Source organism: Idiomarina sp. 017G (assembly GCF_004362265.1).
Classification (GTDB): domain Bacteria; phylum Pseudomonadota; class Gammaproteobacteria; order Enterobacterales; family Alteromonadaceae; genus Idiomarina; species Idiomarina loihiensis.
Genome location: NZ_SNWT01000001.1, coordinates 746,649 through 771,696, shown reverse-complemented (window position 1 = coordinate 771,696; position 25,048 = coordinate 746,649). Strand labels below are relative to the sequence as shown.

21 protein-coding genes and 1 riboswitch are annotated in these 25,048 nt (G+C 45.4%); of the genes, 15 read left to right on the top strand and 6 right to left on the bottom strand.

From position 1 onward, the window contains the following. Positions 1–42: 42 nt before the first annotated feature. From DEU30_RS03750 to DEU30_RS03740, 3 genes are read left to right on the top strand one after another with little or no spacing between them, the layout of a single operon-like run. Positions 43–879, top strand: a complete 837-nt coding sequence (locus DEU30_RS03750) for a MoxR family ATPase (RefSeq protein ID WP_034821203.1) — start codon at positions 43–45, stop codon at positions 877–879. Positions 880–887: 8 nt separating this feature from the next. After that, a complete protein-coding gene (locus tag DEU30_RS03745; protein ID WP_034821201.1) occupies positions 888–2,057 on the top strand; it encodes a VWA domain-containing protein in 1,170 nt (389 codons plus the stop codon). Beyond that, positions 2,054–3,451, top strand: a complete 1,398-nt coding sequence (locus DEU30_RS03740; RefSeq protein ID WP_114981251.1) for a phospholipase D family protein — start codon at positions 2,054–2,056, stop codon at positions 3,449–3,451. Before DEU30_RS03745 ends, DEU30_RS03740 begins: the two co-directional genes overlap by 4 nt. A gap of 1 nt (position 3,452) precedes the next feature. Here DEU30_RS03740 and DEU30_RS03735 read toward each other — a convergent pair whose 3' ends face one another. From DEU30_RS03735 to DEU30_RS03725, 3 genes are read right to left on the bottom strand one after another with little or no spacing between them, the layout of a single operon-like run. Next, positions 3,453–5,267, bottom strand: a complete 1,815-nt coding sequence (locus DEU30_RS03735; protein ID WP_114981252.1) for a DUF885 domain-containing protein — start codon at positions 5,265–5,267, stop codon at positions 3,453–3,455. A 16-nt stretch (positions 5,268–5,283) separates the two neighbouring features. Next, positions 5,284–6,162, bottom strand: a complete 879-nt coding sequence (locus DEU30_RS03730) for an MBL fold metallo-hydrolase (RefSeq protein WP_034821194.1) — start codon at positions 6,160–6,162, stop codon at positions 5,284–5,286. Then, a complete protein-coding gene (locus DEU30_RS03725) occupies positions 6,159–9,071 on the bottom strand; it encodes a ligand-binding sensor domain-containing diguanylate cyclase (protein WP_114981253.1) in 2,913 nt (970 codons plus the stop codon). Before DEU30_RS03725 ends, DEU30_RS03730 begins: the two co-directional genes overlap by 4 nt. A gap of 136 nt (positions 9,072–9,207) precedes the next feature. Here DEU30_RS03725 and DEU30_RS03720 point away from each other — a divergent pair, with 136 nt between their 5' ends. The 9 genes from DEU30_RS03720 to DEU30_RS03680 all read left to right on the top strand — a co-directional run bounded on the left by DEU30_RS03720 (position 9,208) and on the right by DEU30_RS03680 (position 18,203). Next, complete coding sequence (locus tag DEU30_RS03720) at positions 9,208–10,257, top strand: NAD(P)-dependent alcohol dehydrogenase (protein WP_011234686.1); 1,050 nt, start codon at positions 9,208–9,210, stop codon at positions 10,255–10,257. Between the two features lie 44 nt (positions 10,258–10,301). Continuing rightward, positions 10,302–10,479: riboswitch (Lysine riboswitch) on the top strand. A 95-nt stretch (positions 10,480–10,574) separates the two neighbouring features. Then, on the top strand, positions 10,575–11,915 hold the full coding sequence (gene lysC / locus DEU30_RS03715) for a lysine-sensitive aspartokinase 3 (RefSeq protein WP_011234685.1): 1,341 nt from the start codon (positions 10,575–10,577) through the stop codon (positions 11,913–11,915). An 81-nt stretch (positions 11,916–11,996) separates the two neighbouring features. Continuing rightward, positions 11,997–12,341: a hypothetical protein gene (locus tag DEU30_RS03710; RefSeq protein WP_011234684.1), complete on the top strand. Its 345-nt coding sequence runs from the start codon at positions 11,997–11,999 to the stop codon at positions 12,339–12,341. Between the two features lie 85 nt (positions 12,342–12,426). Further along, positions 12,427–13,224 (top strand): undecaprenyl-diphosphate phosphatase, encoded by a 798-nt coding sequence (locus DEU30_RS03705; protein WP_011234683.1) that lies wholly within the window; start codon positions 12,427–12,429, stop codon positions 13,222–13,224. A gap of 11 nt (positions 13,225–13,235) precedes the next feature. Continuing rightward, positions 13,236–14,063 (top strand): ion transporter, encoded by an 828-nt coding sequence (locus DEU30_RS03700; protein WP_011234682.1) that lies wholly within the window; start codon positions 13,236–13,238, stop codon positions 14,061–14,063. Beyond that, entirely contained in the window at positions 14,047–14,763 is a 717-nt protein-coding gene (locus DEU30_RS03695) for a SprT family zinc-dependent metalloprotease (RefSeq protein WP_114981254.1), read from the top strand. The genes DEU30_RS03700 and DEU30_RS03695 overlap by 17 nt, the downstream gene beginning before the upstream one ends. A 110-nt stretch (positions 14,764–14,873) precedes the next feature. Continuing rightward, positions 14,874–15,314, top strand: a complete 441-nt coding sequence (locus DEU30_RS03690; protein ID WP_011234680.1) for a VOC family protein — start codon at positions 14,874–14,876, stop codon at positions 15,312–15,314. An 89-nt stretch (positions 15,315–15,403) separates the two neighbouring features. Beyond that, on the top strand, positions 15,404–17,629 hold the full coding sequence (locus DEU30_RS03685; protein ID WP_114981255.1) for an NADP-dependent isocitrate dehydrogenase: 2,226 nt from the start codon (positions 15,404–15,406) through the stop codon (positions 17,627–17,629). 103 nt (positions 17,630–17,732) lie between these two features. Further along, on the top strand, positions 17,733–18,203 hold the full coding sequence (locus DEU30_RS03680) for a hotdog fold domain-containing protein (protein ID WP_034821246.1): 471 nt from the start codon (positions 17,733–17,735) through the stop codon (positions 18,201–18,203). Here DEU30_RS03680 and DEU30_RS03675 read toward each other — a convergent pair. The 3 genes from DEU30_RS03675 to DEU30_RS03665 all read right to left on the bottom strand — a co-directional run bounded on the left by DEU30_RS03675 (position 18,193) and on the right by DEU30_RS03665 (position 22,024). Further along, the gene (locus DEU30_RS03675; RefSeq protein WP_034821166.1) at positions 18,193–19,509 is read right to left on the bottom strand and encodes a M24 family metallopeptidase; all 1,317 of its coding nucleotides are present in this window, start codon (positions 19,507–19,509) and stop codon (positions 18,193–18,195) included. The genes DEU30_RS03680 and DEU30_RS03675 overlap by 11 nt on opposite strands. Positions 19,510–19,575: 66 nt before the next feature. Beyond that, entirely contained in the window at positions 19,576–21,138 is a 1,563-nt protein-coding gene (locus tag DEU30_RS03670) for an oligopeptide:H+ symporter (RefSeq protein WP_011234676.1), read from the bottom strand. A gap of 118 nt (positions 21,139–21,256) precedes the next feature. Then, positions 21,257–22,024: a TerC family protein gene (locus DEU30_RS03665; protein ID WP_011234675.1), complete on the bottom strand. Its 768-nt coding sequence runs from the start codon at positions 22,022–22,024 to the stop codon at positions 21,257–21,259. Positions 22,025–22,185: 161 nt separating this feature from the next. Here DEU30_RS03665 and DEU30_RS03660 point away from each other — a divergent pair, with 161 nt between their 5' ends. The 3 genes from DEU30_RS03660 (at position 22,186) to prpC (ending at position 24,974) form a co-directional block, all read left to right on the top strand. After that, on the top strand, positions 22,186–22,875 hold the full coding sequence (locus DEU30_RS03660) for a GntR family transcriptional regulator (RefSeq protein WP_011234674.1): 690 nt from the start codon (positions 22,186–22,188) through the stop codon (positions 22,873–22,875). After that, entirely contained in the window at positions 22,872–23,750 is an 879-nt protein-coding gene (gene prpB / locus DEU30_RS03655) for a methylisocitrate lyase (RefSeq protein WP_011234673.1), read from the top strand. Before DEU30_RS03660 ends, prpB begins: the two co-directional genes overlap by 4 nt. A 99-nt stretch (positions 23,751–23,849) precedes the next feature. Next, positions 23,850–24,974 (top strand): 2-methylcitrate synthase, encoded by a 1,125-nt coding sequence (gene prpC, locus DEU30_RS03650; RefSeq protein ID WP_011234672.1) that lies wholly within the window; start codon positions 23,850–23,852, stop codon positions 24,972–24,974. The last annotated feature ends 74 nt before the right edge of the window (positions 24,975–25,048 follow it).

The following is a 25,048-nucleotide window of genomic DNA, read 5'->3' as shown; positions in this document are numbered from 1 at the left end:
GTATCATAGACTCAGTTTCAAGCTTAATGTAAGGGATATAGAATGGATTTTAGCAGTAGCTCTCAGTATGTCGTGTCGCAAGAACTGGCGACAGCCGTTAACGCCGCCGTAACGCTAGAGAAACCTTTATTACTGAAAGGCGAGCCGGGCACAGGCAAAACTCGCCTTGCCGAGGAACTGGCAAATGCTTTAGATACCCAGTTACTGCAATGGTCAATTAAATCCACAACGAAAGCACAGCAGGGCTTGTACGAGTACGATGCTGTCTCTCGTTTACGTGATAGTCAGCTGGGCAGTGAAAAAGTACACGAGATTAGTAATTATATTCGCCCCGGTAAATTGTGGCAGGCGTTTACCGCGGAGAAGCGTCCCGTTCTGCTCATTGATGAAATCGATAAAGCGGATGTTGAGTTTCCGAATGACTTATTGCACGAGCTGGATCAAATGGCGTTTCACGTTTATGAAACCGGTGAGCAGATTAAAGCCGAGCAGCGTCCCATTGTGCTGATTACCTCGAACAATGAAAAAGCCTTGCCCGATGCGTTTTTACGCCGCTGCTTTTTCCACTACATTCAGTTTCCTGACAGCGACACATTAAAAGCCATTGTCGATGTACACTTCCCTGATTTACATCGTGATTTACTGGATACCGCGCTAGCGTTGTTTTTTGAGTTGAGAGATGTGCCCGGGCTAAAGAAAAAGCCGTCGACATCGGAGTTACTGGACTGGTTACGCTTGTTATTGGTCGAAGATATTGATGCCAATGAATTGCGTAAAAGCCGTGAACAGGGCGGCTTGCTGCCTTTATCTGGTGCTTTACTCAAGCACGAACAAGATGTGGAGCGCTTAGCTGAATACGCTCGCATTCAACGGCGCTAATTCACTCTATGTTTATTGATTATTTCCAAACCCTGCGGCGGCACGGGCTAAAAACCAGTATTACCGAATGGCTGGATTTACTCAGTGCCATGAAAGCAAACTTAGCGTTTGCCGATGTGGAGCAATTTTATTATTTATCGCGACTTATTCTGGTAAAAGATGAGTCCCAGTATGACAAATTCGACCGTGCCTTCAGCGAATATGTGGATAAAGTTGCCAAGGTTGATGTGACTGAGAAAATCCCGGGAGACTGGCTGGAAAACGCGTTGAAACGCAACTTGAGCGATGAAGAAAAAAGCAAAGTTCAGCAGTTGGGCAGTCTGGATGAGCTCATGAAAACTTTTCAGGAGCGCTTAAAAGAACAGCAAAAGCGTCATCAGGGCGGCTCGAAGTGGATAGGTACAGGCGGAACTTCGCCTTTTGGAGCGTATGGTTATCACCCCGGTGGTATCCGCATTGGACAGGACGGTAACCGTAATCGCAGTGCGGCGAAAGTATGGGACAAGCGCGAATTCCGTGATCTGGATGACAATGCCCGGCTTGAGCAGCGCGGTTTTCAGGTGGCGCTCAGAAAGCTACGTCAGTTCGCCCGCACCGGTGCCGCGACTGAACTTGATTTAAACAGCACCATTGAAGCCACTTCAAAAAAAGGTGGTCTACTTGATTTGAAGTGGCAGTCCGAGCGTCATAATGCGGTTAAAATTATTCTACTGTTAGACGTTGGCGGTTCAATGGACGACTATGTTTACCAGTGCGAGCAATTGTTCACCGCGTTAAAAAACGAGTTCAAGCATCTGGAGTTGTTTTACTTTCATAACTGCGTATATGAAGGCGTGTGGCGGGAGAATTCACGCCGGCGCGAGGAGCAAATTCCGACTAAACAGTTAATCCAGACTTACGGCGAGGACTATAAGCTGTTGTTTGTCGGCGATGCTACTATGGGGCCGTACGAGATAGCGTATCCGGGGGGCAGTGTAGAACACTGGAATGAAGAGCCCGGCGAAGCCTGGATGAACCGTTTAACCCGTCACTTTGACAAAGTGGCCTGGCTTAACCCGCAGCCAGAAAAACATTGGCGTTATTATATGTCGGTTAGAATGATACATGACATAGTGGATGGAAGAATGTACCCATTGACTCTCGAAGGGCTTGAAAGGGCGATGAGTGGATTGCGATGACACCTTTACTGCCCGCGGCGTGCCCGGACAATCAGTTTCAATTGCTGGAAAATGCTCACCGGGCGCTGATTGAACGGGTGAGGTTAATACGTCAGGCCAGGCATCATATTGCGTTACAATACTATTTGTGGCGCCCCGACAGCAGTGGCCTCACTCTGCTTAAGGAATTACTGGATGCCGTCGAGCGTGGCGTGCGGGTCGACCTTCTGCTGGATGATTTGCACAGCAAACCTTTAGAACCTTTATTGCGAGATTTATCCTCCCGCGCTAATTTCAATATTAGGCTTTTTAATCCGTTTAAGCACAGACGCTGGCGCTGGCTAAACTGGTTAACCGACTTTAAGCGCATGAATCGGCGAATGCATAATAAATCGATGCTGGTCGATGCGGAAGTGGGGATTGTCGGTGGGAGAAATGTTGGTAACGAGTATTTTGGTACACATGCCGGACAACTGTTTTCCGATCTTGATGTAATAGCGAAAGGCAAAATCGTTAAGACGTTACTTGATGACTGGCGGCAATACTGGAACTGCACTTTATCGGTTGCGGTTAACGCAATAAGCTCGTCGGATAAACCGAGATTGTTTAACGATATTTGGAAAGGTTATCAAAAACAACCGGAACTTCGAGATTTACACCAGTTTGTTCTTTCTGACGAACACTTGACAGAAACTCCCCAGAGCGACGCTGAAACTTGGTATCAGGCAACCGCAACGGTTGTCAGTGATGATCCTTTAAAGGCTCTGCCTGATAGTAAGCCGAGCCGGTTGGTGACGCAGCAGTTAACGCAAACTCTTGGCTTGGCAAAGCAATCTATTGTTTTGGTTTCTCCTTATTTTGTGCCGACGCCTACAGGTGTTAAAGAGCTGGAGAATTTGTCGGAGCAGGGAGTAAAAGTTCGCGTGCTGACTAATTCACTGGCAGTGACAGATGTCCCGGCCGTACATGCGGGCTACCAGCGACACCGACGAAGGCTGTTGTTGTCAGGTGTAAAACTGTTTGAGCTGAAACGAACCGAGGAAAAACCTTTACGCAAAGATGTGCGTCCTTATTTCAGACGCTCGGCGTCTAGCCTGCATGCTAAAACCGTGACAGTGGACAGTGAGAAAGTCTTTGTTGGATCATTTAATTTTGACCCGCGTTCTGCGCAAATTAACACAGAGTCGGGGCTTTTAATTGAGTCAGCGGAGATGGCAGAGAGAATTAACGCGATGTTTGAGCACGAACTACCGCTGCGATCGTATGAGGCTCGACTCAACCGTTTTTATAAACTGTATTGGCTGGATAAAAGTAAAATACCGGCGTTACGGCTCTACAAAGAGCCGGGAGCCGGTATTTGGCGACGGTTGGCGGTTTGGTTAACCGCCAGGTTGCCGGTTGATCATTTACTCTAGCTTATAGTTGTTGGGCAACCCAACGTTTCACTTTACGCTCAAGTACGGTAAGCGGAACAGCTCCGTCCTCTAGTACCACTCGGTGGAAGGCTTTTATATCAAAGTTCTCACCGAGCTTTCTCTCTGCGTCGCGACGCAATTCACTAATTTTTAGCTGCCCAATTTTGTAAGCCAGCGCTTGTCCCGGCAGTGCCATAAAACGTTCTGCCTCAGACACCGCTCTTGCTTCGGCTACCGGTGCGTTGTCGTACATGTAATCCAATACCTGCTGACGGCTCCAGCCTTTTGCATGAATACCGGTATCCACTACTAGCCGAATAGAGCGCCAGAGTTCGGCCGCAAGCTGACCAAAACGTTGGTATGGGTCATTATAAAGTCCCATGTCGTAGCCCAAAGATTCAGAATAAAGCCCCCAGCCCTCGGTATAGGCAGTTTCCCGGCCAAACTTACGAAACTTGGGTAAGTCTTCCAGTTCTTGTTGTATCGAAATCTGGAAGTGGTGTCCTGGAGCGGCTTCGTGCAGAAACAGCGCGGTTTTAGCCCAACTGGGACGAGACGATAAGTCGTAAGTGTTCAGGTAGAAAATGGCCGGACGTGAATTATCTGTAGGGGCTGCCTGATAAGACCCTGAGCTCGCCGATTGTTCGCGAAACTCTTCAACTTTACGAATTTCGTATTCGGCTTGAGGGAAGATATCAAACAATTTATCCACGGTATTATCAACGGAACCGCGTAAAGAACGGTAATCCTCCAGCATTTCATTTCTGCTTTCGTAAATGAATTGCTCGTCGTTGGTCATGAAATCGAAGAACGACTGTAAATCGCCTTCAAATTCCGTTTCTTCCATAATGTCGCGCATTTCATCATGAATACGGGAAACTTCGTCTTTACCTATTTTATGGATGCGATCAGCACTGAGCTCTGTCGATGTATTGGCTTTTATTTGATAGTCATACCAGCCCTTGCCGCCGGGGAGTTGCCCCAGACCAAAGCTCTCGGTGCGAGTTTCCGGCAAGTACTCGTTACTCAGGTAATCGCTCAGCTTCTGGTAAGCGGGGATGACCGTATTGGTAATAATGTCGCGGTACTGTTTACGAATAGCATCGGCATCGGTGTCTGCAATGTCGTCTGGTAACTCAGTAACAGGTCGCCAGAAAATACTCTCGGTGACATCCTCTGTAATTTGAGCCTCAATTTGAGGAATGGCTTTTTCAATTAACACCCGGGGTTGAACAATATCCTGTTCAACGCCTTTTTTCATGTTCTCAATGGCCTGATCAAACAGTCTTGGGATTTTCTCCATGCGACTGGCCCAGGCACGATAATCTTCGGCTGTATCAAAAGGTTGTGCTGAAGTACCTGATGCCAGCATCGCAAGTTGTCCGGCTATATTATAAAACTGGTTAATAGGTATCAGGTGGTCAGGGTATTGAGCTCCCTCAATGGCTAACTCGCGGTTACGTTTAAAGATTTCGTAGCTGATTCTTTCAGCGCGTGGTAATTGCTCTGCGTTTATCTTCTTAACTTGCTCTAGATAGCGAGTTTCTAACTGGAGAGAGCTAGTCCGGTGACTTTCAGAATAAAAATTAGGTAACTGGTCATTGTAGCGGTCATCACCAATGTAAGTAGCTAATAAAGGGTTTAGCTGCAGTTGTTCATCAAAGTAGTTATTATAAATCTCTTTTAACTGCTCTGTTTGAGACGTTTGTTTGATTGTACTCTTTTGTGATTCAGCGTTTTGTCCTGCTTGCTGGGGTTGGCCACAACCGGCCATAAGCAGCGACAATGAAATAGCGAGAGTGGTTTTCTTTATCATGTTAAATACCTGCTGATTACAAGCGATTCAGTGGAACCTTCAGATAAACAGTGCCGTTATCTTCTGCCGGTGGAAGCTGTCCGGCGCGAATGTTTACCTGAATTGACGGGATAATGAGTCGGGGCATATTTAGCGTCGCGTCACGTTCTTCACGCCATTTCACAAACTGGTCTTCAGTGGCTTTGCCGCCGACATGAATGTTATTTTGCTTTTGATCCGCTATCGACGTTTTACATTGATGCTGACGTTCTTCCGGCGGGTAGTCGTGGCAAATATACACTTCGGTGGTGTCTTCCAATTCAAATAATTTCTGAATAGAACGGTAGAGGGTATTGGCACTGCCACCCGGAAAATCGCATCGGGCAGTGCCAACATCGGGGTTAAAAAGTGTGTCGCCGACAAACACTTTGTTTTCATTAATTACGTAGGCGATATCTGCGGGTGTGTGTCCCGGTGTATGTATCACCCGAATTGTCATTGACCCAAGGTGAAAGGTTTCACCATCTTGCAGAAGTTTGTCAAAATGCTCGCCGTTAGGGAGAAACTCTTTATCCAGGTTATAAACCTGCTTAAACGTTTTCTGCACTTCTGTAATGTGTTCACCAATAGCAATAGGTGCCTGAAGATGTTCTTTTAAATAAGGCGCCGAGCTTAAGTGATCAGCATGAGCGTGAGTTTCTAATAACCAAGCAACATTAAGCTTATTGTTTTTTACAAACTCGATAATACGGTTAGCACCTTCGGTATAGGTTTTCCCGGAGGCATAGTCAAAGTCGAGCACCGGATCAATAACAATGGCGTCTTTACTTTCTGAATCGTAAACTACATAGCTGAAAGTTTCGCTGTCGTTATCTAAAAACGCCTTAACCTGAATTTTCTCTACTTCTTCACTCATGGTTTTGACTCCACACGGTTGCGGCCTTCACTCTTGGCCTGGTACAGAGCTTTATCTGCAGCAACTAGTAAACTTGAATGGTCAGCATAGTCGTAGCTGCTGGCTACGCCAATACTAACGGTAATCTTCATATCTTCAACCAAGTCATCAAAGAGGGTTGTAGCAATACGTTCGCGCATTCTCTCACTGGCTTCTCTGGCAATTTCCAGTTCAGAGTTGGTAATGAGAACCGCAAATTCTTCGCCACCCCAGCGGGCAACGTAGTCTATGTCGCGTATTTCATCATTTAAAGTTTCGGCCAGACGAATAAGCACTTTATCACCGATAGTATGCAAATAGCGGTCATTAACCTCTTTAAAATAATCGACATCAATAATAGCCAGGCTTAAATAGGTTCCGTCGCGGCGACAACGATTAAGTTCATGCTGCAACCGCTCATCAAAGGCTCGGCGGTTCCCCAGGTTAGTTAAGGGATCTTGTCGAGCCATGGTTTCCAGGTCGGCGGTTTTCTCTTTGACCATTTGTTCGAGTTGCAAACGGGTTCTGTTGTATTGATTAAGGCGCGCTCGAACGATAACCAGAACCAGCAGGGCAGTGATTAAAGAGGCAATAATCCAGAACCAGTGTTGCATCCAAAAATGAGCGGACTGCCGAAATGAAAAATAGTCGGGCTGACTCCACTGGCCTCCGGGGTATCTTGCCCTTACCTGAAAAACATAGTCTTTGACCGGCAAAGTCGTGTATTCAACTGAATTGAATGAGTTTTTATCCACCCAGTCTTCGTCAAAACCTTCTAAGCGTACCTGATAATCAATGTGTTCAGCCATAAGGTAACCGGGAGCAACAAACTCAAATACAATACGATCAGTATCTGCGCTCAACTCTTCGCCAAAAATGACCGGTTCATTGTCTGCTTTTACCGATTCAATATTGACTTCCGGAGGGAGGTTACCAATTTCGGTGATGGTATTTGGGTCGACGACCGAAATACCTTTGCTTGTCGCCAGCCAGATGCGTCCATCGGAACTTTCGAGAATTGAAGGGCCGCCCGTATTAATTTGAGCACTTTCAAGACCATCAACTTCGGTATAGCGCTGAAAGTCGAGCGTGTCTGCTTGCCCGTTTAAAACCTCTGTAAATGAGTCGTGTTCCACCATGATAGGCCCCCGGCTTGAACCAAGCCAAAGGTTCCCATCGCCGTCAAAAGCAACGGACATAAAATTATCGAAAGGAAGCCCTGTGTCACGATTAAAAATTTGCCAACTATTCTTATTGATATTGTGAACAATAAGTCCACGGTCGGTTGCAAGCCAGAGGTAGTCGCCCCGTTCCGTAATATGAAAAGCGAGTTGCGCATTATTAAGGTGAGTTAAGTCAATGGGGGTTATTTGATAATTAAAACCCTCTTCTTTGGCGACAATTTCTATTTGAGCGACACCGGCGCCGGAGCTGACCCAAAGTTTTTCGTTCTTATCCAAATACAGTGCCATGACAAAGTCATTAGACAGTACATCTTCTAAAGGGATATGCTGCGATACCCAAGTGCTTTGCGTATTTTGATACAAATGGGTGACGCCATTTGGTGTGGCTAGAAAAATTCCGAGTTGCTCATCGACTGCAATTTGCCGCACTTCATTTGATTGGAGCAAGCCATCACTAGTGAAATGTCTGGTAATGTTTTCCCCATCCCAGATATAAAGACCGTCAGTGTAACTGCCAATGTAGAGTTTTTGCTCATCGTCATAAGCCAGAGACAATACGGACAAATTGCTTAATAGGGTGTCTGCAGCCAGCGGAGAGATATCGAATTCATCAATAACAGATACTCCAACACTGGAGCCTACAATAATTGCGCCATCCTTATTTTCAGCTATTGCTCTGACGTAGTCTCCTGTAAGGCCATTTTTAGTCGTATAAGAGGCAAATAAGGAGTCTCTGAACTGCACTAGACCGCCGTGTGTTGCTACCCAAAAGCTGCCTTCTTTGTCTTGAATAATGTCGAGTACGTGGTTATTAGGTAAGCCCTGTTTAGTGCTAAGTCTTTCGATACCCGATTGATTTATTCTTAGCAGTCCATCCTGATAGGTTCCTAACCAAATTTGGTCGTCGTCAGTCTGGAAAATAGTGCTTATTCTGCTGTCAATTTCAGGTTTAAAAGGTTCAAACTCGGTATCATTAACCTGTTTATAAAGGCCTTTCTCTGTACCGACGAGTAAACGGTTATCGTTTAACTCGAATAAAGTGATGATAACGTCCTCTGGAATCGTTGTTATATCGATAAACTTCGATTTACCCGCCTTTTTAACCTGCAAACCTTTATTCGTTGCGGCCCATAGGTTTCCATCGGAATCAACAAAAGAGTCAAAAATGAACATGGAATCTAAACCATGTTCGGTGGTGAACTGAGCAATACGTTCATTATTTTTATAAACAAGTATGCCAAGCGTTGAGGTGGAGACCCAGAGATTACAGTTTCTATCAATGGCTAAATCGTTGACAAAAGGAGGAGCTGACTGAAGCGTTTGCCAGTGGCCATCATAAAAACGGGCAATACCGCCGCGGTTACCGGCAACATAAACGCTGCCATCGCAAGGGCTATAGGCTAAGGTGTACATACCTATATCGGGTAATCCGGTCTCGCGTAAATTATCATAGATGTCAAAACGACGGCCGTTAAAGCGGGTCGGCCCCTGCCAGGTAGCAAACCATAAATAGCCTTTATCATCTTGAATAATTTCGTTGATAGAGTTGTGAGGCAAACCATCGCGGGTTTCCCAGTGTCGAATCAAATAGTCGCTCAGTGGACGTATTTCATTTTCTGCACTATTTTCATCAACAAAAGCTGCCGCCACTGATACCTTCAGAGACAGAAACAGGGTAACCAGCAGTAAGGAAAAGTGATACTTCATAGGTCTTCAATTATTGAACAGCATTTTTGAATGGTATGTTGTCCCTGACTGGGTTGCAATAACTCAAAAGGACTACAATCTAAAAAATGAATTGATGAGTACATTAGTGTGATAAATCAAATGAAAGGAGCAACAAATGACCAAAGCCTATGCCGCACAATCGGAAACTTCTGAGTTAGCGCCTCACCCAATAGAACGTCGTGAGCTGCGTAGCGACGATGTTGCTATTGATATCACTTACTGTGGCGTATGCCATACCGATATTCATTATGCAGAAAACGACTGGGGTGGAACCATTTATCCGGTCGTGCCGGGGCACGAGATTATCGGAAAAGTCACGGCTGTCGGTGACAACGTGAAGGGGTTTAAAGTAGGAGACTCGGTTGGGGTTGGTTGCATGGTTGACTCTTGTCGCGAATGCTCTTCATGTGAGCAGGGGCTGGAGCAGTACTGTCTGAATGGAATGGTTCCAACATACAACGGTGAAGACTTGCACGATAAAAGTGTGACTTACGGCGGCTACTCAGAAAAGATAGTGGTCAGTGATCGTTTTGTGGTGCGGGTGCCGGAAAAACTCGATCCGGCAAAAGCGGCGCCGTTATTGTGTGCGGGCATTACCACTTACTCTCCGCTGCGTCACTTTGGTGTAAAAGAAGGGCATAAAGTGGGCGTTATTGGCATGGGTGGCCTGGGTCACATGGGCGTCAAGTTCGCCAAAGCCATGGGTGCCGAAGTCACTATCTTCACCCGTTCGGAAAGCAAAGTTGCTGAAGCAAAACGGCAGGGCGCAGACAATGTCATCATCTCAACCGACGATGAGCAAATGGAAGCGGCCGCTGAGACTTTTGATTTCTTGTTGGATACCGTACCGGTGCAACATGATTTAAACCCTTATATTAACTGTCTTAAAGTTGATGGCACTCATATTCTGGTCGGTTTACTGGAACCTGTAGACCCAGCGTTGCAAGCAGGAGCTCTGGTCATGAAACGCCGGGTGTTGGCAGGGTCTTTAATTGGCGGTATTCCTGAAACTCAGGAAATGCTGGATTTTTGTGCGGAGCACAACATTCACTGTGACGTGGAAATGCTTGATATCCAGAATATTAATGAAGCCTTTGTGCGGATGAAAAAAGGTGATGTTAAATACCGTTTCGTTATTGATATGGACACGTTAAAACAGTCTTAAATCGCAAATGAATTGACCACGCTTTATTGGGCGTGGTCTAATTCAGGCCGAGAAGAGGTGCGTACATCAGGGACTTTTGAGCTTAGGCCGCCAAAGCCAGAGTTAAGTCGAAAGAGAGGGGATGTCACGCCGAGGTAATATTGTCATTTTGGCGCAATGTTGCCGGTTGCAGGGTTTGAACACCCGCAACTGTCACCTTTCAGGTGGAGAGCTTCTGGTGTTTGCATCCCCTTTAGTGGCTAAATCCAGCTACTGTTATTTTTTCTGCAAAGCCTAAGTTCTCCGAACACTTTTGTTGTTTTGTTCGGGAGAAAACTGTGACTTTTACCGTTGCAAAGTTCGGAGGTACAAGCGTCGCTGATTACGCTTCAATGCTCCGTTGTGCTGAAATTATTCAAAGTAATTCATCTATCCGTCTGGTAGTTGTTAGTGCCTGTGCGGGTGTGACTAATCGATTAGTCGCGATAGCAGACCTGCAGGGAAGGCAGATAGAAAAGCTATTAAATGAGATCTACGAGATTCATTTCGCTATTCAGAAAAGGCTCAAAAATGCCAGCCAGGTGCAAAAATCATTAGAGCAACTGCACCATAAACTCGCGCTTCATTGCCAAAAAACTACAGAAGACCAAGCTTCATGGCGAGATGAGTTGCTGAGCTTCGGTGAACGATGCTCCAGTCTGCTATTTTCCTCATTACTTGTTGAGCAGGGACTGTGTTCCAGTACTCTTGATGCCCGGCAGCTACTTAAAACCAACAGTGATTTTGGTCGTGCTCAGCCAGATGAAGTGACTACAAAATCTCATTGTCTGGAGCAGAAACAAAAGCTTGAGTCCGGATGTGTGCGGGTAACTCAGGGATTTATTGGTTCTGATGAAAATAACCAGACAACGACTCTGGGCCGCGGTGGAAGTGACTACAGTGCGGCGCTTTTAGCGGCAGGCTTTAATGCAACGGATTTACAAATTTGGACCGATGTTGCGGGCATTTATACTACCGATCCCCGAATCTGCCCCAGTGCACGTGCTATAGCGGAAATGAGCTTTTCTGAAGCAGCGGAGCTGGCCACCTTTGGGGCAAAAATATTGCACCCATCAAGCCTGGCTCCGGCAATAAAAAACGACATTCGCGTATTTATCGGTAACAGTCAGGATGCGCTTTCTGGTGGGACCTATATTTCTGCCAGTCCGACAAGCCGGCCCGATGTTCGCGCTATTGCGCTGCGCCGTGACCAGACTTTAGTGACTGTTCATAGCCTGAATATGTTGCATGCAAGCGGCTTCCTCGCAAGGCTTTTTGAAATACTGGCTCGGTATAACGTGAGTGTTGATTTGGTTACCACCTCAGAAGTTAGCATTGCGTTAACTCTGGATGAAGGCGGCAGTGCAGCGAATGGGCAGGCTTTATTACCGGCAGCAGCCCTGGAAGAACTGGAGCAATTTTGTCGGGTTGAAGTGGAAACAGGTCTATCTCTTGTTGCTATTATTGGTAACGGCATTGGGCGAGATGCACACATTAGTCAGCTGACTTTTAACACCGTTAATGATTATGCAGTGAGGCTCATATGTCAGGGAGCCAGCGAACATAACTTATGCTTTCTTGTCGCAGACAATGAAGGCGAGAATGTAATCCGCACTTTGCACGACAGAATATTGCGTTAATAATGTGTAAATAATTGTCTATTTATTGTAAATATAAACTACAGTTAAAAAGATTCTGGCAACCAAATTCAGGTGATTATTATGAAACAACTGACATCGAAAACTCTGGCAATTACATCGGCTCTTTCCGTCGCTTCAGCAATGAGTATGGGGGCTGCTCAGGCAAATCCCTTTGAAGCCACCGAACTGTCGTCTGGCTACGAAATGTCTCAACCACAGGAAATGAAGTGTGGTGAAGGTAAATGTGGCGAAGAGAAGAAAGAAAAATCTGAAGAGATGAAAGATAAAAGAGATATGAAAGACAAAGCTAAGGAAGGCAAGTGTGGAGAAGGCAAATGCGGCGAAGGAAAGCGTGGTGACGAAATGAAACATGAAAAGTCTGAGAAAAAAGGTGAAAAGTCAGAAGAAGGTAAATGTGGCGCCTAATCGCTTAATGTTACTTTCGTTCTAAGGACGAAACTGACTATAATGCTCGCTTTCTATTTGAGCAGAATGAAGGCGAGCATTTTTAATGGATTTCTTACAATCGATCATCCTGGGCATTATCCAGGGAATAACCGAGTTTCTTCCAATATCCAGCTCTGCTCACTTAATTTTAATGCCTATACTTACCGGCTGGGACGATCAGGGTGTAGGCTTTGATCTTGCTGTTCATGTCGGTACTTTACTCGCCGTAATTCTGTATTTTCGCAAAGATGTCAGTGAACTCTTTATTGACGGACTTCGTTCTATTGCGGCACGCCAGCATGTTGGACAAAGCCGATTAGGTTGGGCTGTTGTTGTCGGAACTATACCTGCCTGCATTGCCGGAATACTGTTACTGGATTATATAGACACAGCACTAAGGGCTGTGGGCGTTATCATAACCACTACGGTTGTGTTTGCTGTACTTTTGGCTGCTGGAGATAGATTCGCCCGGGGCAGCAGAACTTTGCAGGATATTGGTTTCAAAGACGCTATTATTGTTGGTCTTGCTCAGGCTGTAGCGCTTATTCCGGGAACCTCTCGCTCTGGAGCAACCATAACCGCCGGGTTGTTTTTAGGTCTAAATCGGGAATCAGCTTCAAAGTTTTCATTTTTTATGGCCATTCCAATTACGGCGGCGGCGGCTTTGGTAAAGTTATTAACCATAGCTTCAGAGTCTATAGCCGTAGATTGGTTAGGTTTTTTAGTTGGCGGTATTGTATCTTTTTTAACCGCTATTACAGCTATTCATTTCTTCCTTAAGTGGCTTAATGCGTTCGGTATGTGGCCTTATGTTATCTATCGTTTAGTCTTAGCGGTTGTCTTGTACTTATTATTCTTCTGAGCAGTTACTTTATGTACGAAAAAATAAAAAAACAGTTATTTCAGCTTAAAAGTAACAAAGCTTTTGAAGCGTTGGTGGTTGCCGTTATCATTATTTCGGCATTAGAGATTGGCGCGAAAACCTATGAGTTACCTGCTTTTGCTAATAGCCTGACGTACGGTTTAGATCTCTTTATCACGCTGTTCTTCTTAATTGAGATTAGCATTCGCTTCATCGCGGAAGACAATAAGAAAGCGTTTTTCAAAGACGGTTGGAATGTGTTTGATACTCTGGTTGTAATCATGAGTCTCATACCTATAAATGATTCTGAACTGGCTCTGCTGGCGCGATTGGTTCGGATATTCCGGGTACTGAGAATGATATCAATTATTCCGGAGCTGCGAACCTTAATAAACTCCTTGCTCAAAGCGCTTCCGCAGATGGGATATGTCGTCCTGCTGATGTTTATTATCTTTTATATCTATGCGGCTGTTGGCAGTTACTTATTCGCCGATATCAATCCGTTCTTATGGGACAACATCGCCACTTCAATGCTCACGCTGTTCAGGGTGATGACTTTTGAGGACTGGACAGACATTCAGTACGAAACCATGGAAGTGTACGGCTGGAGCTGGATTTACTATATGACCTTTATTTTCCTGACCGCTTTTGCGTTCTTGAATATGGTTATTGGTATTGTGATTAACGTCATGGATAAAGAGAGCCGGAAAATTGAACTTACTGAGGACGGCTTGGGTGAGGGCTTCGTGGACAAAGAACCTACTATAAGCGATCTGCAACAGGAAATTCGCGAATTGAAACAACTGATCGTGGCTCAGCAAGATGTCGAAAGAAAGTAAAAGCTTATACAGCGCAAAACTTCTTATTAACGATATTCCTGTTACGGTTAAAAGTAAGCGCATAAAAAATATGTATTTAAGGGTGCGTGCGCCTTCAGGCGATGTTGAAGTCTCAGCTCCTAAGCAGTGCTCGCTAAATGAAATTGAACGCTGGCTGTTTGAACGTCACGATTGGCTGATAAAGCAACGTGAAAGAGTTGCTATGCAGCCAAGTCCACCAGAACTTCAGTTTGTATCAGGAGAGGAACACAAGCTTTGGGGTAAAAGTCACACACTGGATGTTGCAGTTAAAAAGCGCGGAGCCTCAGTGAAATGTGAGGGTGAGCAGTTACAACTGGTTTCTCTGCCACATTACAATGCTGATAAACGTAAAAAGATTATGGATCGCTGGTATCGAGAGCAAATTACCCGGGAAGTTGAAGCTTTACTGGATATCTGGCAACCGCGAATGGGAGCATATAGTAATAGCTTTGGCATCAGGGCAATGAAAACCCGTTGGGGTAGCTGCAACATACGCAGCAAAAAAATATGGCTAAATTTAGAACTGGTTAAAAAACCGGTCGAATGCCTGGAATACGTGCTAGTTCACGAACTTACACACCTCTTTGAGCGTTATCACAACGCGCGCTTCTACGCCTTGATGGATGAATTTCTCCCGGACTGGCGTGAACGAAAGAAGCTGACCAACCAGTTTATCTAAGCTCTTCACCTATTTGATAGTTATGAACCATTGCAGGTGTCTTAGCCGTACTGTGAAGGGATAGATGAGCGTGGTGCAAAAGCTCTAATTGAAAAAATAGGAGATTAGCGGTGCAATATTTACATACGATGGTACGTGTACATGATTTGGAACAATCTTTAAATTTCTATTGTGATTTACTCGGCTTGAAGGAAGTCAGCCGCAAGGACGTGGAAAAAGGGCGTTTCACCCTGGTTTTTTTAGCAGCACCAGACGATATTGAAAGAGCGAAGAAAGATCAGGCTCCCATGCTGGAACTTACCTATAACTGGGATCCGCAAACTTACCGCGGTGGTCGTAACTTTGGCCATTTAGCCTTTCGGGTTGAGAATATTTACGAGCTTTGCCAAAAGCTGATGGATAACGGTGTCATTATCAACCGGCCACCGCGAGACGGTCATATGGCGTTTGTACGTTCACCGGACAATATCTCCATTGAGCTATTACAGAAGGGTGATAGCTTGCCGCCGGAAGAGCCGTGGACATCCATGGAAAACATTGGCGAATGGTAATTAAAGGGCAGATCCTCTATAATCTGCGCCACAAAACTATGTAAGTAAATGAAGCAATTTTTACTTTGGTCCAATAAATAGGAATGACTATGTCGACTGATAAAGCAAAGATTATTTATACTGAAACGGACGAGGCCCCGCGCCTTGCTACCTATTCGTTTCTGCCTTTTATTGAAGCATTTACTAAAGCTGCAGGTGTTTCAGTTGAGACTCGTGATATTTCTTTGGCTGGTCGTATTATTTCGCAGTTTCCGGAGTACCTGACCGAAGAACAACGTCAGTCAGATGCTTTAGCTGAACTGGGCGAAATGGCGAAAACCGCAGAAGCCAATATTATTAAGCTGCCAAACATCAGCGCGTCTATTCCGCAAATGACAGCCTGCATTAAAGAACTGCAAAAACAGGGCTACAAACTGCCTGATTATCCGTTTGACCCGCAAACCGATGAAGAGACAGACGTTCGCTCACGTTACGATAAAGTGAAAGGCAGTGCGGTTAACCCGGTACTACGTGAAGGTAACTCTGATCGTCGCGCACCAAGCGCTGTAAAAAATTACGCGAAGAAGCACCCGCATCGTATGGGTGAGTGGTCTAAGGACTCCAAATCACACGTTGCTCACATGAATGAAGGTGACTTCTACGGTAGCGAAAAGTCTGTGACGTCTGCCAGCGAAGATACCTTCAAGATTGTTTTTGAAAGTAATGGTGAGCAAAAAGTACTGAAAGAATCTGTACCAGTATTGGCTGGTGAAGTAGTTGACGCGGCTACTATGAGCAAAAAGCAACTGCAGGCGTTCTTTGAAAAAGAAACGGTAGCGGCAAAAGAGCAGGGCGTGCTGCTGTCATTGCACTTAAAAGCCACCATGATGAAAGTTTCTGATCCAATCATGTTTGGTCACGCGGTACGTGTTTTCTATAAAGATGTTTTAGAAAAACACGCCGATTTAATGAAAGAGATTGAGTTTGACCCAAGCAACGGTATTGGTGACCTTTATGGCAAGCTGGACAAGCTAACCGCAGAGCAACGCGATGCCATTGAAGCAGACATGAACGCGGTTTACGCTAAGCAGCCTGAACTGGCTATGGTCAACTCGCATAAAGGCATCACTAACCTGCACGTTCCAAGCGACATTATCATAGACGCATCTATGCCGGCGATGATCCGTGACTCTGGCAAAATGTGGGATACCAAGGATAGCCAGCAAGACGCAAAAGCAATGATCCCGGATCGTAGCTACGCTGGCGTTTATCAGGAAACCATCGACTTCTGTCGTGAAAACGGTGCCTTTGATCCGGCAACTATGGGCACAGTGCCTAACGTTGGCTTAATGGCGCAAAAAGCAGAAGAGTATGGTTCGCACGATAAGACCTTTGAAATTCCAGCCGACGGAGTCGTGAAAGTTTTCAATAAAGCCGGTGATGTCGTTTTCGAACACAACGTGGAAGAAGGTGATATCTGGCGCATGTGTCAGGTGAAAGACGCACCTATCCGCGACTGGGTTAAGCTAGCGGTTAACCGTTCACGCTTAAGCGGTATGCCGGCGGTATTCTGGTTAGACAGCAACCGTGCCCACGATGCTCAATTGATTAAGAAAGTGGAAGAGTACTTAAAAGAGCACGACACTGACGGTCTGGACATTCAGATTATGGCACCGGTTGAAGCGACTCGCCACACGTTACAGCGTGTGAAAGAAGGCAAAGACACCATTTCTGTTACCGGTAACGTATTGCGTGACTACCTGACTGACTTGTTCCCAATTCTGGAACTGGGCACCTCAGCGAAAATGCTGTCAATTGTTCCGTTAATGAACGGCGGTGGTTTGTTTGAAACCGGTGCCGGCGGTTCAGCGCCTAAACACGTACAGCAGTTTGTTGAAGAGAACCACTTACGCTGGGACTCTTTAGGTGAATTTTTGGCGTTAGCGGCTTCTCTCGAGCACTTAAGCCGTACTTTTGATAACAAACGTGCTTTAGTGTTGGCCGACAGCTTAGATCTGGCAACAGCTAAGTTCCTGGAAGAAAACAAATCGCCATCGCGTAAAGTTGGCGAAATTGATAACCGTGGTTCACACTTCTACCTGGCTATGTACTGGGCAGAAGCACTGGCTAACCAGAACGAAGATGCCGAGCTGAAAGAACGTTTCAGTAAGTTGTTTGAAAAACTGTCTGGTAACGAGCAGGCGATTATCAACGAGCTGAACGAAATTCAGGGCGTTAAAGTAGACATTGGCGGTTACTACAAGCCAAATACAGATAAGGTTTCAGCAGCAATGCGTCCTTGTTCAGTGTTAAATGAAACACTTGGCAGCTTATAGTTTACATAGTGTAAACTAAGCTATAAGTTTAAGAAGCAGGCTTCGGCCTGCTTTTTTTATATCAATAAACTGTATGTACTAAACCCTATTCGGAGTAATGATTGTGGCCAGTGGCAACTACCTGATTAATTTATACGAACGCTGCTTAAAACTGCCTTTTGGACGTAAGGTTTTCTCGACAATGTTTGCCCGAAAAGCGCCTTACTTTAAAACGATTAAACCGCTAATTACTGAATTAAAACCGAACTTTTGTCAGCTAGTTTTCAAAAAACGTAAATCAGTACAGAACCACATAGGCACCGTGCATGCCATTGCTGTGTGCAACGGTATGGAAATGGCAATGGGGGCATTAGCCGAAGCATCTATTCCTAAACATCTGCGTTGGTTACCGAAAGGTATGAATGTGCAGTATCTGGCGAAAACTGACAGCGATGTGACCATAGAAGCGTCTAGCTCAGAGTCCACCTGGCAATCGGGCGATCAGCCTATATCCGTAGAAGCAAAGCGTAGCGACGGCACGGTTGTAGCCGCCGGGCACATTACTATTTATGTTTCGGAAAAGCCTAATCGATAAGATGAAAGGACTCCTGTCTGCCGTTTAAGTAGCTAACACCGTCACCATCAAAAAATGCATCTTCTTCCAGCATGATGGTGATGCCTTTATCCTCAAATGTGGTTTTGTTATTAAGCTCTATAGAATAAGCCGTATTGGAAAATAACGGGTATTCTCCTCCACCTGGTATCGCGTGCTGTTTATCCCACATGCCAATGGTAGGCCCTGATCCATGGCCGTAATAACCAATAGGGTGGGTATAAATCATAGGTTCCAGGCCTTTGCCCCTAGCTTCTTCTAAAGCCGCTAACAAAATATCATTGCCTGAATGTTTTTCTTTAAACTGCTTAGTCAAAATATCCTGTAGTTGATTGGCGTTGGCTAATGCCTGTTTTAGGGGGGCAGGTGCGTCTGACTCACCTTCTTTTAAAACATAGGCGTGTTGTTGAGTATCGGTGTTTAAACGCAGATAAGTAATACCAAAATCGACATGAAGTAAGTCGCCGGGCTGTATGGTAATTCCGGTTGAGCGTGGATGTCCAGGTTGAGGATCATCGACACGTTGCACACTCACTGAAGGATGGAACCAAACTGGCAGGTTTTCTTCCGCCGCCCGTTCGCGGAACCACCACTGGAGATCTTCGGTGGTGGTCTCACCAACTGAAACAACCTTGCTGGAAAAACCTTCCGCTATAATTTGATGGGCTAACTTAACGGCATTTCGATAATAGGGCAGTTCGGCCTTTATTCGCTTTTCAAGCCATGAAACGGCAAGCGGCTCCGCACTGACAATTTTATTCTTTAAATTATCCGGTAAAACAGCCATGAAAAGGGCTTTATCCGTTGCTGTAACCCCGTCGGCCTGAGCGAAATCTTTCGACTGGTTAATCGCAATAGTATCTGGGTTACGCTCGGTAATAATTTCTGTCAGGCGTTGCCATTGATCAGGCTGCAGCTCCGGGTTCCATGCACTTTTAAACACTTTACCCACGTCATATCGGGCTATTGCTAAAGTTTCCAGCTTTTCACCGTTGCCCGGGTTATGGATAACCAGAATAGTTCGGCGCCTGGCGGATAACCAATCGCTGGTAAGAAAGGTTCTAAGCACTGGGTCTTCGTTGTACTCGCGACTTATTAATACCCACATATCAATGTCATTTTGTTGCATTAACTCAGGGAGTAGTTGCTGTACTCGTTTCTGAAGAAGATCATCAATAACCTCTGCACGTTGTTTAAGAGGTAGGGGGGTTATATTTTCAGCAAACAGATTAGCGGAAAAGGCAGTACTGCAAGTTAGGCCGGCGAGGAGAATGATGTTTTTTAGCATAGTGCTACCGATATTAAAAAAGGGACCTGAAGGTCCCTTTCTAGCAGTTTTTTACAAAGAAGTGAATTATGGTTTGCCGACAGGCTCATTAGCATCAATGACAGCACCTGGGTGGTCATCATTGTCAGCATTATCGTCGTCAGGTGGGAGTTTTTCCCATTTACGGGTAAACAGAGCAAGTACAAATACAATAGCACCAACAGTGACACCAAATAAGAATATGGTCCAGAATAGCTCAGGCATCGCCGCAGGATTTTCAGGATCTAACCCGCCAGCAAGAATACCGGCTACGACGTTACCGACAGAGTAGGTGAGTACAAATATCCCCATCATCTGACCGGCCATGCGTTTGGGTGATAACTTACTGACAGCACTTAACGCGACTGGACTTAAGCACAGCTCACCGACGGTATGAATAAAGTAAACGGCAACCAGCCAATAAGGAGCTACCTTCAATCCACTGGCAGCCGCTTGAGAAGCAAAGAACATGACGATGAAACCGGTGGCCATAATGATGAGACCAATCGCACTTTTGAAGCCATACGACGGGTTAATCATGCGTTTGCTCAAATTAATCCATAGCGCTGCAAAAAATGGCGACATGATGACCAGAAAAATTGAGTTAAGCATTTGGAACCAAGTCGTGGGGATCTCAAAGCTTCCTACCATTCGGTCTGTTAAGTCACGAGCAAACAGGTTAAATGAAGAGCCCGCTTGTTCAAAACCTGCCCAGAACATGGTCGATGCGATACACACTAGAAATAGTGCTCCCAGTCGCTTCATTTCATTTTTGGTTAGTTTACCGAATAAGAAAATACTAGCGTAATATCCGAAGAAAATAACCGTAAATACAATAGCAACATTACTGGCGACAACGATGGGATCAATAATAATAATGCCATTTAATGCAAGTGCTGTAATGATTGCTAAGCCCGCTAACAGTACCCCGATAACGATCCAGCTGCGTTTCATTCCGGCAGCGCTTAGAGGTTTAGGAGGTTTTGCCCCCACACCTTTTAGCTTTGGTAAGGTTAATCGATACTGAATAAGGCCCAATGCCATACCAACTGCTGCAGCACCAAAGCCCCAGTGATAACCCGCTTCTACTTGCAAATAGCCTGTTACCAGATACCCAATGATGGAACCAAAATTAATACCCATGTAATACAGGGTATAGCCACCATCACGTCGATCGTCATTGGGACCGTAGAGCTGTCCAACCATTGCTGTGATGTTTGGTTTTAATAAGCCAGTGCCCAGAACGACTAAAATCATGCCGATAAAAAAGCTGGCTGTACTTGGTATTGCTAAAACAATGTGACCTAACATAATCACAATGCCGCCATACCATGTCGCTTTTTGCCCACCTAATAAACGGTCAGATATCCAGCCGCCGGGCAGGCCCATAAAGTAAACGGCACCAGTATATAAACCATAAATAGCTGTGGCAGAGGCTACCGTTAAAGCTAAACCACCTTCTTGTAAGCTTGCGGTCATAAAAAGAACCAGCAATGCGCGCATACCGTAGTAACTCATGCGCTCCCACATTTCGGTAAAAAACAGGGTTTGTAAGCCCCCTGGTTGTCCGAAAAAACTTGCGTCTTTGTCGACTATTTTTGTTGGATCCATTGTTATTATCCGTTTAGTTATTGAAACTTTGGTCCTGTTCGACTTTGGTATAAGTCAAAAAAAGTGGCGTTACTTTACTAGCGACCGCCGTGAAATAAAACCGAAAACGATGAAATACTCAATTTTTAGGATGTTTATCTCCCGGTATACCCTTGCGCAACTCCACTGGTTTCGGCTTTTTGCGGTTAGATCGTATTTTAAGATTGAGCATTTCAACTGCAAGAGAGAACGCCATAGCGAAATAGACATAGCCTTTAGGTACGTGAAATCCGAATCCTTCGCCAACTAAGGTCATGCCTATTAAAATTAAAAAGCTAAGAGCCAACATTTTAATGGTCGGGTGTTTGTCGACAAAATCGCTGACCGACTTTGCTGCCACCAACATGACACCTACCGAAATAATTACGGCAATGACCATAACACTTAACTGTTCAGCCAGGCCAACAGCTGTAATGACTGAATCCAGCGAAAAAACAACGTCCAGAATGGCTATCTGTATAAGAATGCCGATAAAAGAAGCGGCGACAGGGGATTTTTCTGTTTGCGAATCACCTTCCAGTGCATGGTGAATTTCTAACGTGCTTTTTCCAAGAAGAAATAAACCACCTAACAGCAAGATTAGATCGCGCCCTGAAATTTCCTCTGCAAAGATACTGAATAGCGGATCGGTAAGAGTCATTACCCATGTTAGGGAAAAGAGCAGGAGTAACCGCGTGCCCATAGCCAGACCTAAGCCTATGGTGCGGGCTTTGTCTCGTTGATGCTCAGGTAGGCGCCCAACTAAAATGGAAATAAAAATGATGTTATCAATACCCAGCACAATTTCTAACGCGGTTAAGGTTGCCAGCGCAATCCAGGCTTCTGGCATGGTAATCCATTCGAACATGTTGATCTCTGTAGTCCTGATAAAGTGATAGTTGCTATATTGAAAGGTATTAGTGATAAAAACAATCGATTTTAGATTGTCGACAATTTAATTTAGTTCGCCTTGCAAATATCGGTTTTTTCGTGGAAAATAGCTAAATCAATAATTACTGTCGACAATTAATGCAAATAGTCAGCCCTTTAGAACGTTCCGCCATTACTTCATCAGACCGCGTTTTGTTTGAAATACAGCGCGCTATTGTCGAAGGAGATATTGCGGCGGGTTGCAAAATTAGCGAACCGGAGCTTGCCCGGCGTTTCAATGTCAGCAGAGCGCCATTGCGTGAAGCTTTAGCCAGACTTGAGCGTTGCCATCTTATTGAACGAATTCCGAATGCGGGTGCCAGAGTGGTTACCCTGTCTCTGGAAGGATTAATTTCGTTATATCAAATACGGGAAGAGCTTGAAGGCCTGGCCTGTCGTTTAGCGGCAGAGCAAATGCCCGACAATGAAATTGACGAGTTAAGGCAGCTTTTAGATAAGCATCTGCAAACTCAGCGGGTTCGTGAAGGTGAGAGTTACTATCAGGAAGCCGGTGATTTAGATTTTCACTATCGCATTATACTCGGCAGTAAAAATCAGTATTTAATTAATATGCTTTGCGACGAACTCTACTATCTTGTCCGTATGTATCGAGTACAGATGGGTATGAATGGCCCGAGAGTTTCGCGCGCCTTCGATGAACATAAAGCCATTATTAATGCTATTGCTAATCGCGATGGTGAATTGGCCGATCTGCTAATGCGCCGGCATATTGGCGCGTCTCGTAAAAACATTGAATTACGGTTACAAACAGAAAAGGAAACATCATGACTCATATGACAAGCCCGGGTGCTAAGTTGCGCCAAGCTATTGCCGACGAAAATCCTTTACAGATTGTTGGCACCATTAACGCCTACACAGCAATGATGGCAGAAAAGGTTGGGCACAAAGCGCTATACCTGTCTGGCGCTGGGGTAGCGAATGCGTCTTTCGGTTTACCTGACTTAGGCATGACCTCGTTAAATGATGTTTGTGAAGACATTCGCCGTATTACTGCAGCAACCGATCTCCCTTTGTTAGTTGATGCTGACACAGGCTGGGGCGGCGCTTTTAATATTGCCCGTACCGTTCAGGAAATGACACGTGCCGGTGCTGCCGGAATGCACATTGAAGACCAGGTGGCTCAAAAGCGCTGTGGCCACCGCCCAAATAAAGAAATTGTGACGCAGGAAGAGATGGTTGACCGAGTGAAAGCAGCCGTAGATGCACGTATTGACGACCAGTTCCTTATTATGGCGCGTACTGATGCACTACAACAACAAGGTCTGGAGGCCGCTATTGAACGTGCACAGGCTTGTGTGGATGCCGGCGCTGATGCCATTTTTGCAGAAGCCGTTCATACGCTTGATCAATATAAAGCCTTCACCGAAGCCTTGAATGTACCGGTTCTGGCCAATATCACTGAATTTGGCGCTACGCCATTGTTTAATAAACAGGAGTTAGCTGATGTTGGGGTGGAAATTGTTCTTTACCCCTTAAGTGCATTCCGGGCAATGAACAAAGCCGCACTTAACGTCTACAATAGTATTTTAGAGAATGGCGATCAGAAAGCCGTTATTGATGACATGCAGACTCGCGCAGAGTTGTATGACTTTTTGAACTATCACGATTTTGAAGAAAAGTTAGACCAATTATTTAAAAAGTAGCCTGACATTTATGTCAGGTGAGATATCGTTCCTGACGTAAACGTCAGGCTACGAGCGATGGCAGATATCAAATACAAAAATTAAGAAGGGAACAACATTATGGCAGAGAAGAAACTAAGTGGCGCAGGTTTGCGCGGACAGTCAGCCGGCGAAACGGCACTATGTACTGTTGGTAAAAGCGGTTCAGGTTTAACCTACCGTGGCTATGACATTTCTGAACTGGCGGAAAAAGTCAGTTTTGAAGAAGTGGCTTACCTTTTAGCGAAAGGCGAGTTGCCGAATAAGCAACAGCTAACAGACTACAAAAAGCGCTTGAAGTCACTGCGTACTTTACCTCAGGAAGTTAAAGACGTACTTGAGCGTATTCCAAAATCAGCGCATCCAATGGATGTTATGCGTACCGGTTGTTCTATGCTGGGTAACCTGGAAACGGAAGAAAGCTTTGATGAAGCTGACGATCATATCGAACGTTTGCTGGCGACTTTCCCGGGTATCGTACTGTACTGGTACCGCTATACTCACGACGGCGTGCGTATTGATACCGATTCTGAAGAAGAGTCTATTGGTGCACACTTCCTGCGCTTGTTACACGACAAAGCACCTTCAGAGCTGCACGCAGCAGTAATGAACACTTCGTTAATTCTGTATGCTGAGCATGAGTTTAACGCATCAACCTTTACGGCTCGTGTTTGTGCTTCAACCTTGTCAGATATTCATTCTTGTGTGACCGGTGCCATTGGTTCATTACGCGGCCCACTTCATGGTGGTGCAAATGAAGCGGCAATGGAGCTGATTGAGGGCATGAAAGACGCTGACGATGCCGAGCAGAAACTGAAAGGCATGCTGGAACGCAAAGAGAAAATCATGGGTTTTGGTCATGCCATTTACCGCGATTTTGATCCGCGTAACGACGTGATTAAAGCCTGGTCTAAGAAGCTGTCGGAAGAAGTGGGTGATAGCCGCTTGTACGACGTGTCTGTGCGTTGTGAAAAAGTCATGTGGGACGAGAAGAAATTGTTCCCGAATGCGGATTTCTTCCATGCATCGGCTTATCACTACATGGGTATTCCAACCAAATTGTTTACACCAATCTTTGTTATGTCGCGTGTGACCGGCTGGACCGCTCATGTGAAAGAGCAGCGTGCAAACAACCGTATTATCCGCCCAAGTGCCGATTATACAGGCCCAGAGCCGCGTAAAGTTCCGGCTTTAGAAGAGCGTTAATCTGTTCTTCGACTGATAAATAGTACAGGAGCAGTCATCTACTGCTCCTTTTTTCGTTTAACCATGACGATAAG

Excerpts from the sequence above, each read along its gene's own strand:
- DEU30_RS03705 (WP_011234683.1), top strand. The coding sequence starts at position 12,427 with ATGGATTTCTTACAATCGATCATCCTGGGCATTATCCAGGGAATAACC.
- DEU30_RS03695 (WP_114981254.1), top strand. The coding sequence starts at position 14,047 with ATGTCGAAAGAAAGTAAAAGCTTATACAGCGCAAAACTTCTTATTAAC.
- DEU30_RS03750 (WP_034821203.1), top strand. The coding sequence starts at position 43 with ATGGATTTTAGCAGTAGCTCTCAGTATGTCGTGTCGCAAGAACTGGCG.
- prpC (WP_011234672.1), top strand. The coding sequence starts at position 23,850 with ATGGCAGAGAAGAAACTAAGTGGCGCAGGTTTGCGCGGACAGTCAGCC.
- DEU30_RS03710 (WP_011234684.1), top strand. The coding sequence starts at position 11,997 with ATGAAACAACTGACATCGAAAACTCTGGCAATTACATCGGCTCTTTCC.
- DEU30_RS03735 (WP_114981252.1), bottom strand. The coding sequence starts at position 5,267 with ATGATAAAGAAAACCACTCTCGCTATTTCATTGTCGCTGCTTATGGCC.
- DEU30_RS03730 (WP_034821194.1), bottom strand. The coding sequence starts at position 6,162 with ATGAGTGAAGAAGTAGAGAAAATTCAGGTTAAGGCGTTTTTAGATAAC.
- DEU30_RS03660 (WP_011234674.1), top strand. The coding sequence starts at position 22,186 with ATGCAAATAGTCAGCCCTTTAGAACGTTCCGCCATTACTTCATCAGAC.
- DEU30_RS03740 (WP_114981251.1), top strand. The coding sequence starts at position 2,054 with ATGACACCTTTACTGCCCGCGGCGTGCCCGGACAATCAGTTTCAATTG.
- prpB (WP_011234673.1), top strand. The coding sequence starts at position 22,872 with ATGACTCATATGACAAGCCCGGGTGCTAAGTTGCGCCAAGCTATTGCC.
- DEU30_RS03670 (WP_011234676.1), bottom strand. The coding sequence starts at position 21,138 with ATGGATCCAACAAAAATAGTCGACAAAGACGCAAGTTTTTTCGGACAA.
- DEU30_RS03745 (WP_034821201.1), top strand. The coding sequence starts at position 888 with ATGTTTATTGATTATTTCCAAACCCTGCGGCGGCACGGGCTAAAAACC.
- DEU30_RS03675 (WP_034821166.1), bottom strand. The coding sequence starts at position 19,509 with ATGCTAAAAAACATCATTCTCCTCGCCGGCCTAACTTGCAGTACTGCC.
- DEU30_RS03700 (WP_011234682.1), top strand. The coding sequence starts at position 13,236 with ATGTACGAAAAAATAAAAAAACAGTTATTTCAGCTTAAAAGTAACAAA.
- DEU30_RS03685 (WP_114981255.1), top strand. The coding sequence starts at position 15,404 with ATGTCGACTGATAAAGCAAAGATTATTTATACTGAAACGGACGAGGCC.
- DEU30_RS03725 (WP_114981253.1), bottom strand. The coding sequence starts at position 9,071 with ATGAAGTATCACTTTTCCTTACTGCTGGTTACCCTGTTTCTGTCTCTG.
- DEU30_RS03665 (WP_011234675.1), bottom strand. The coding sequence starts at position 22,024 with ATGTTCGAATGGATTACCATGCCAGAAGCCTGGATTGCGCTGGCAACC.
- DEU30_RS03720 (WP_011234686.1), top strand. The coding sequence starts at position 9,208 with ATGACCAAAGCCTATGCCGCACAATCGGAAACTTCTGAGTTAGCGCCT.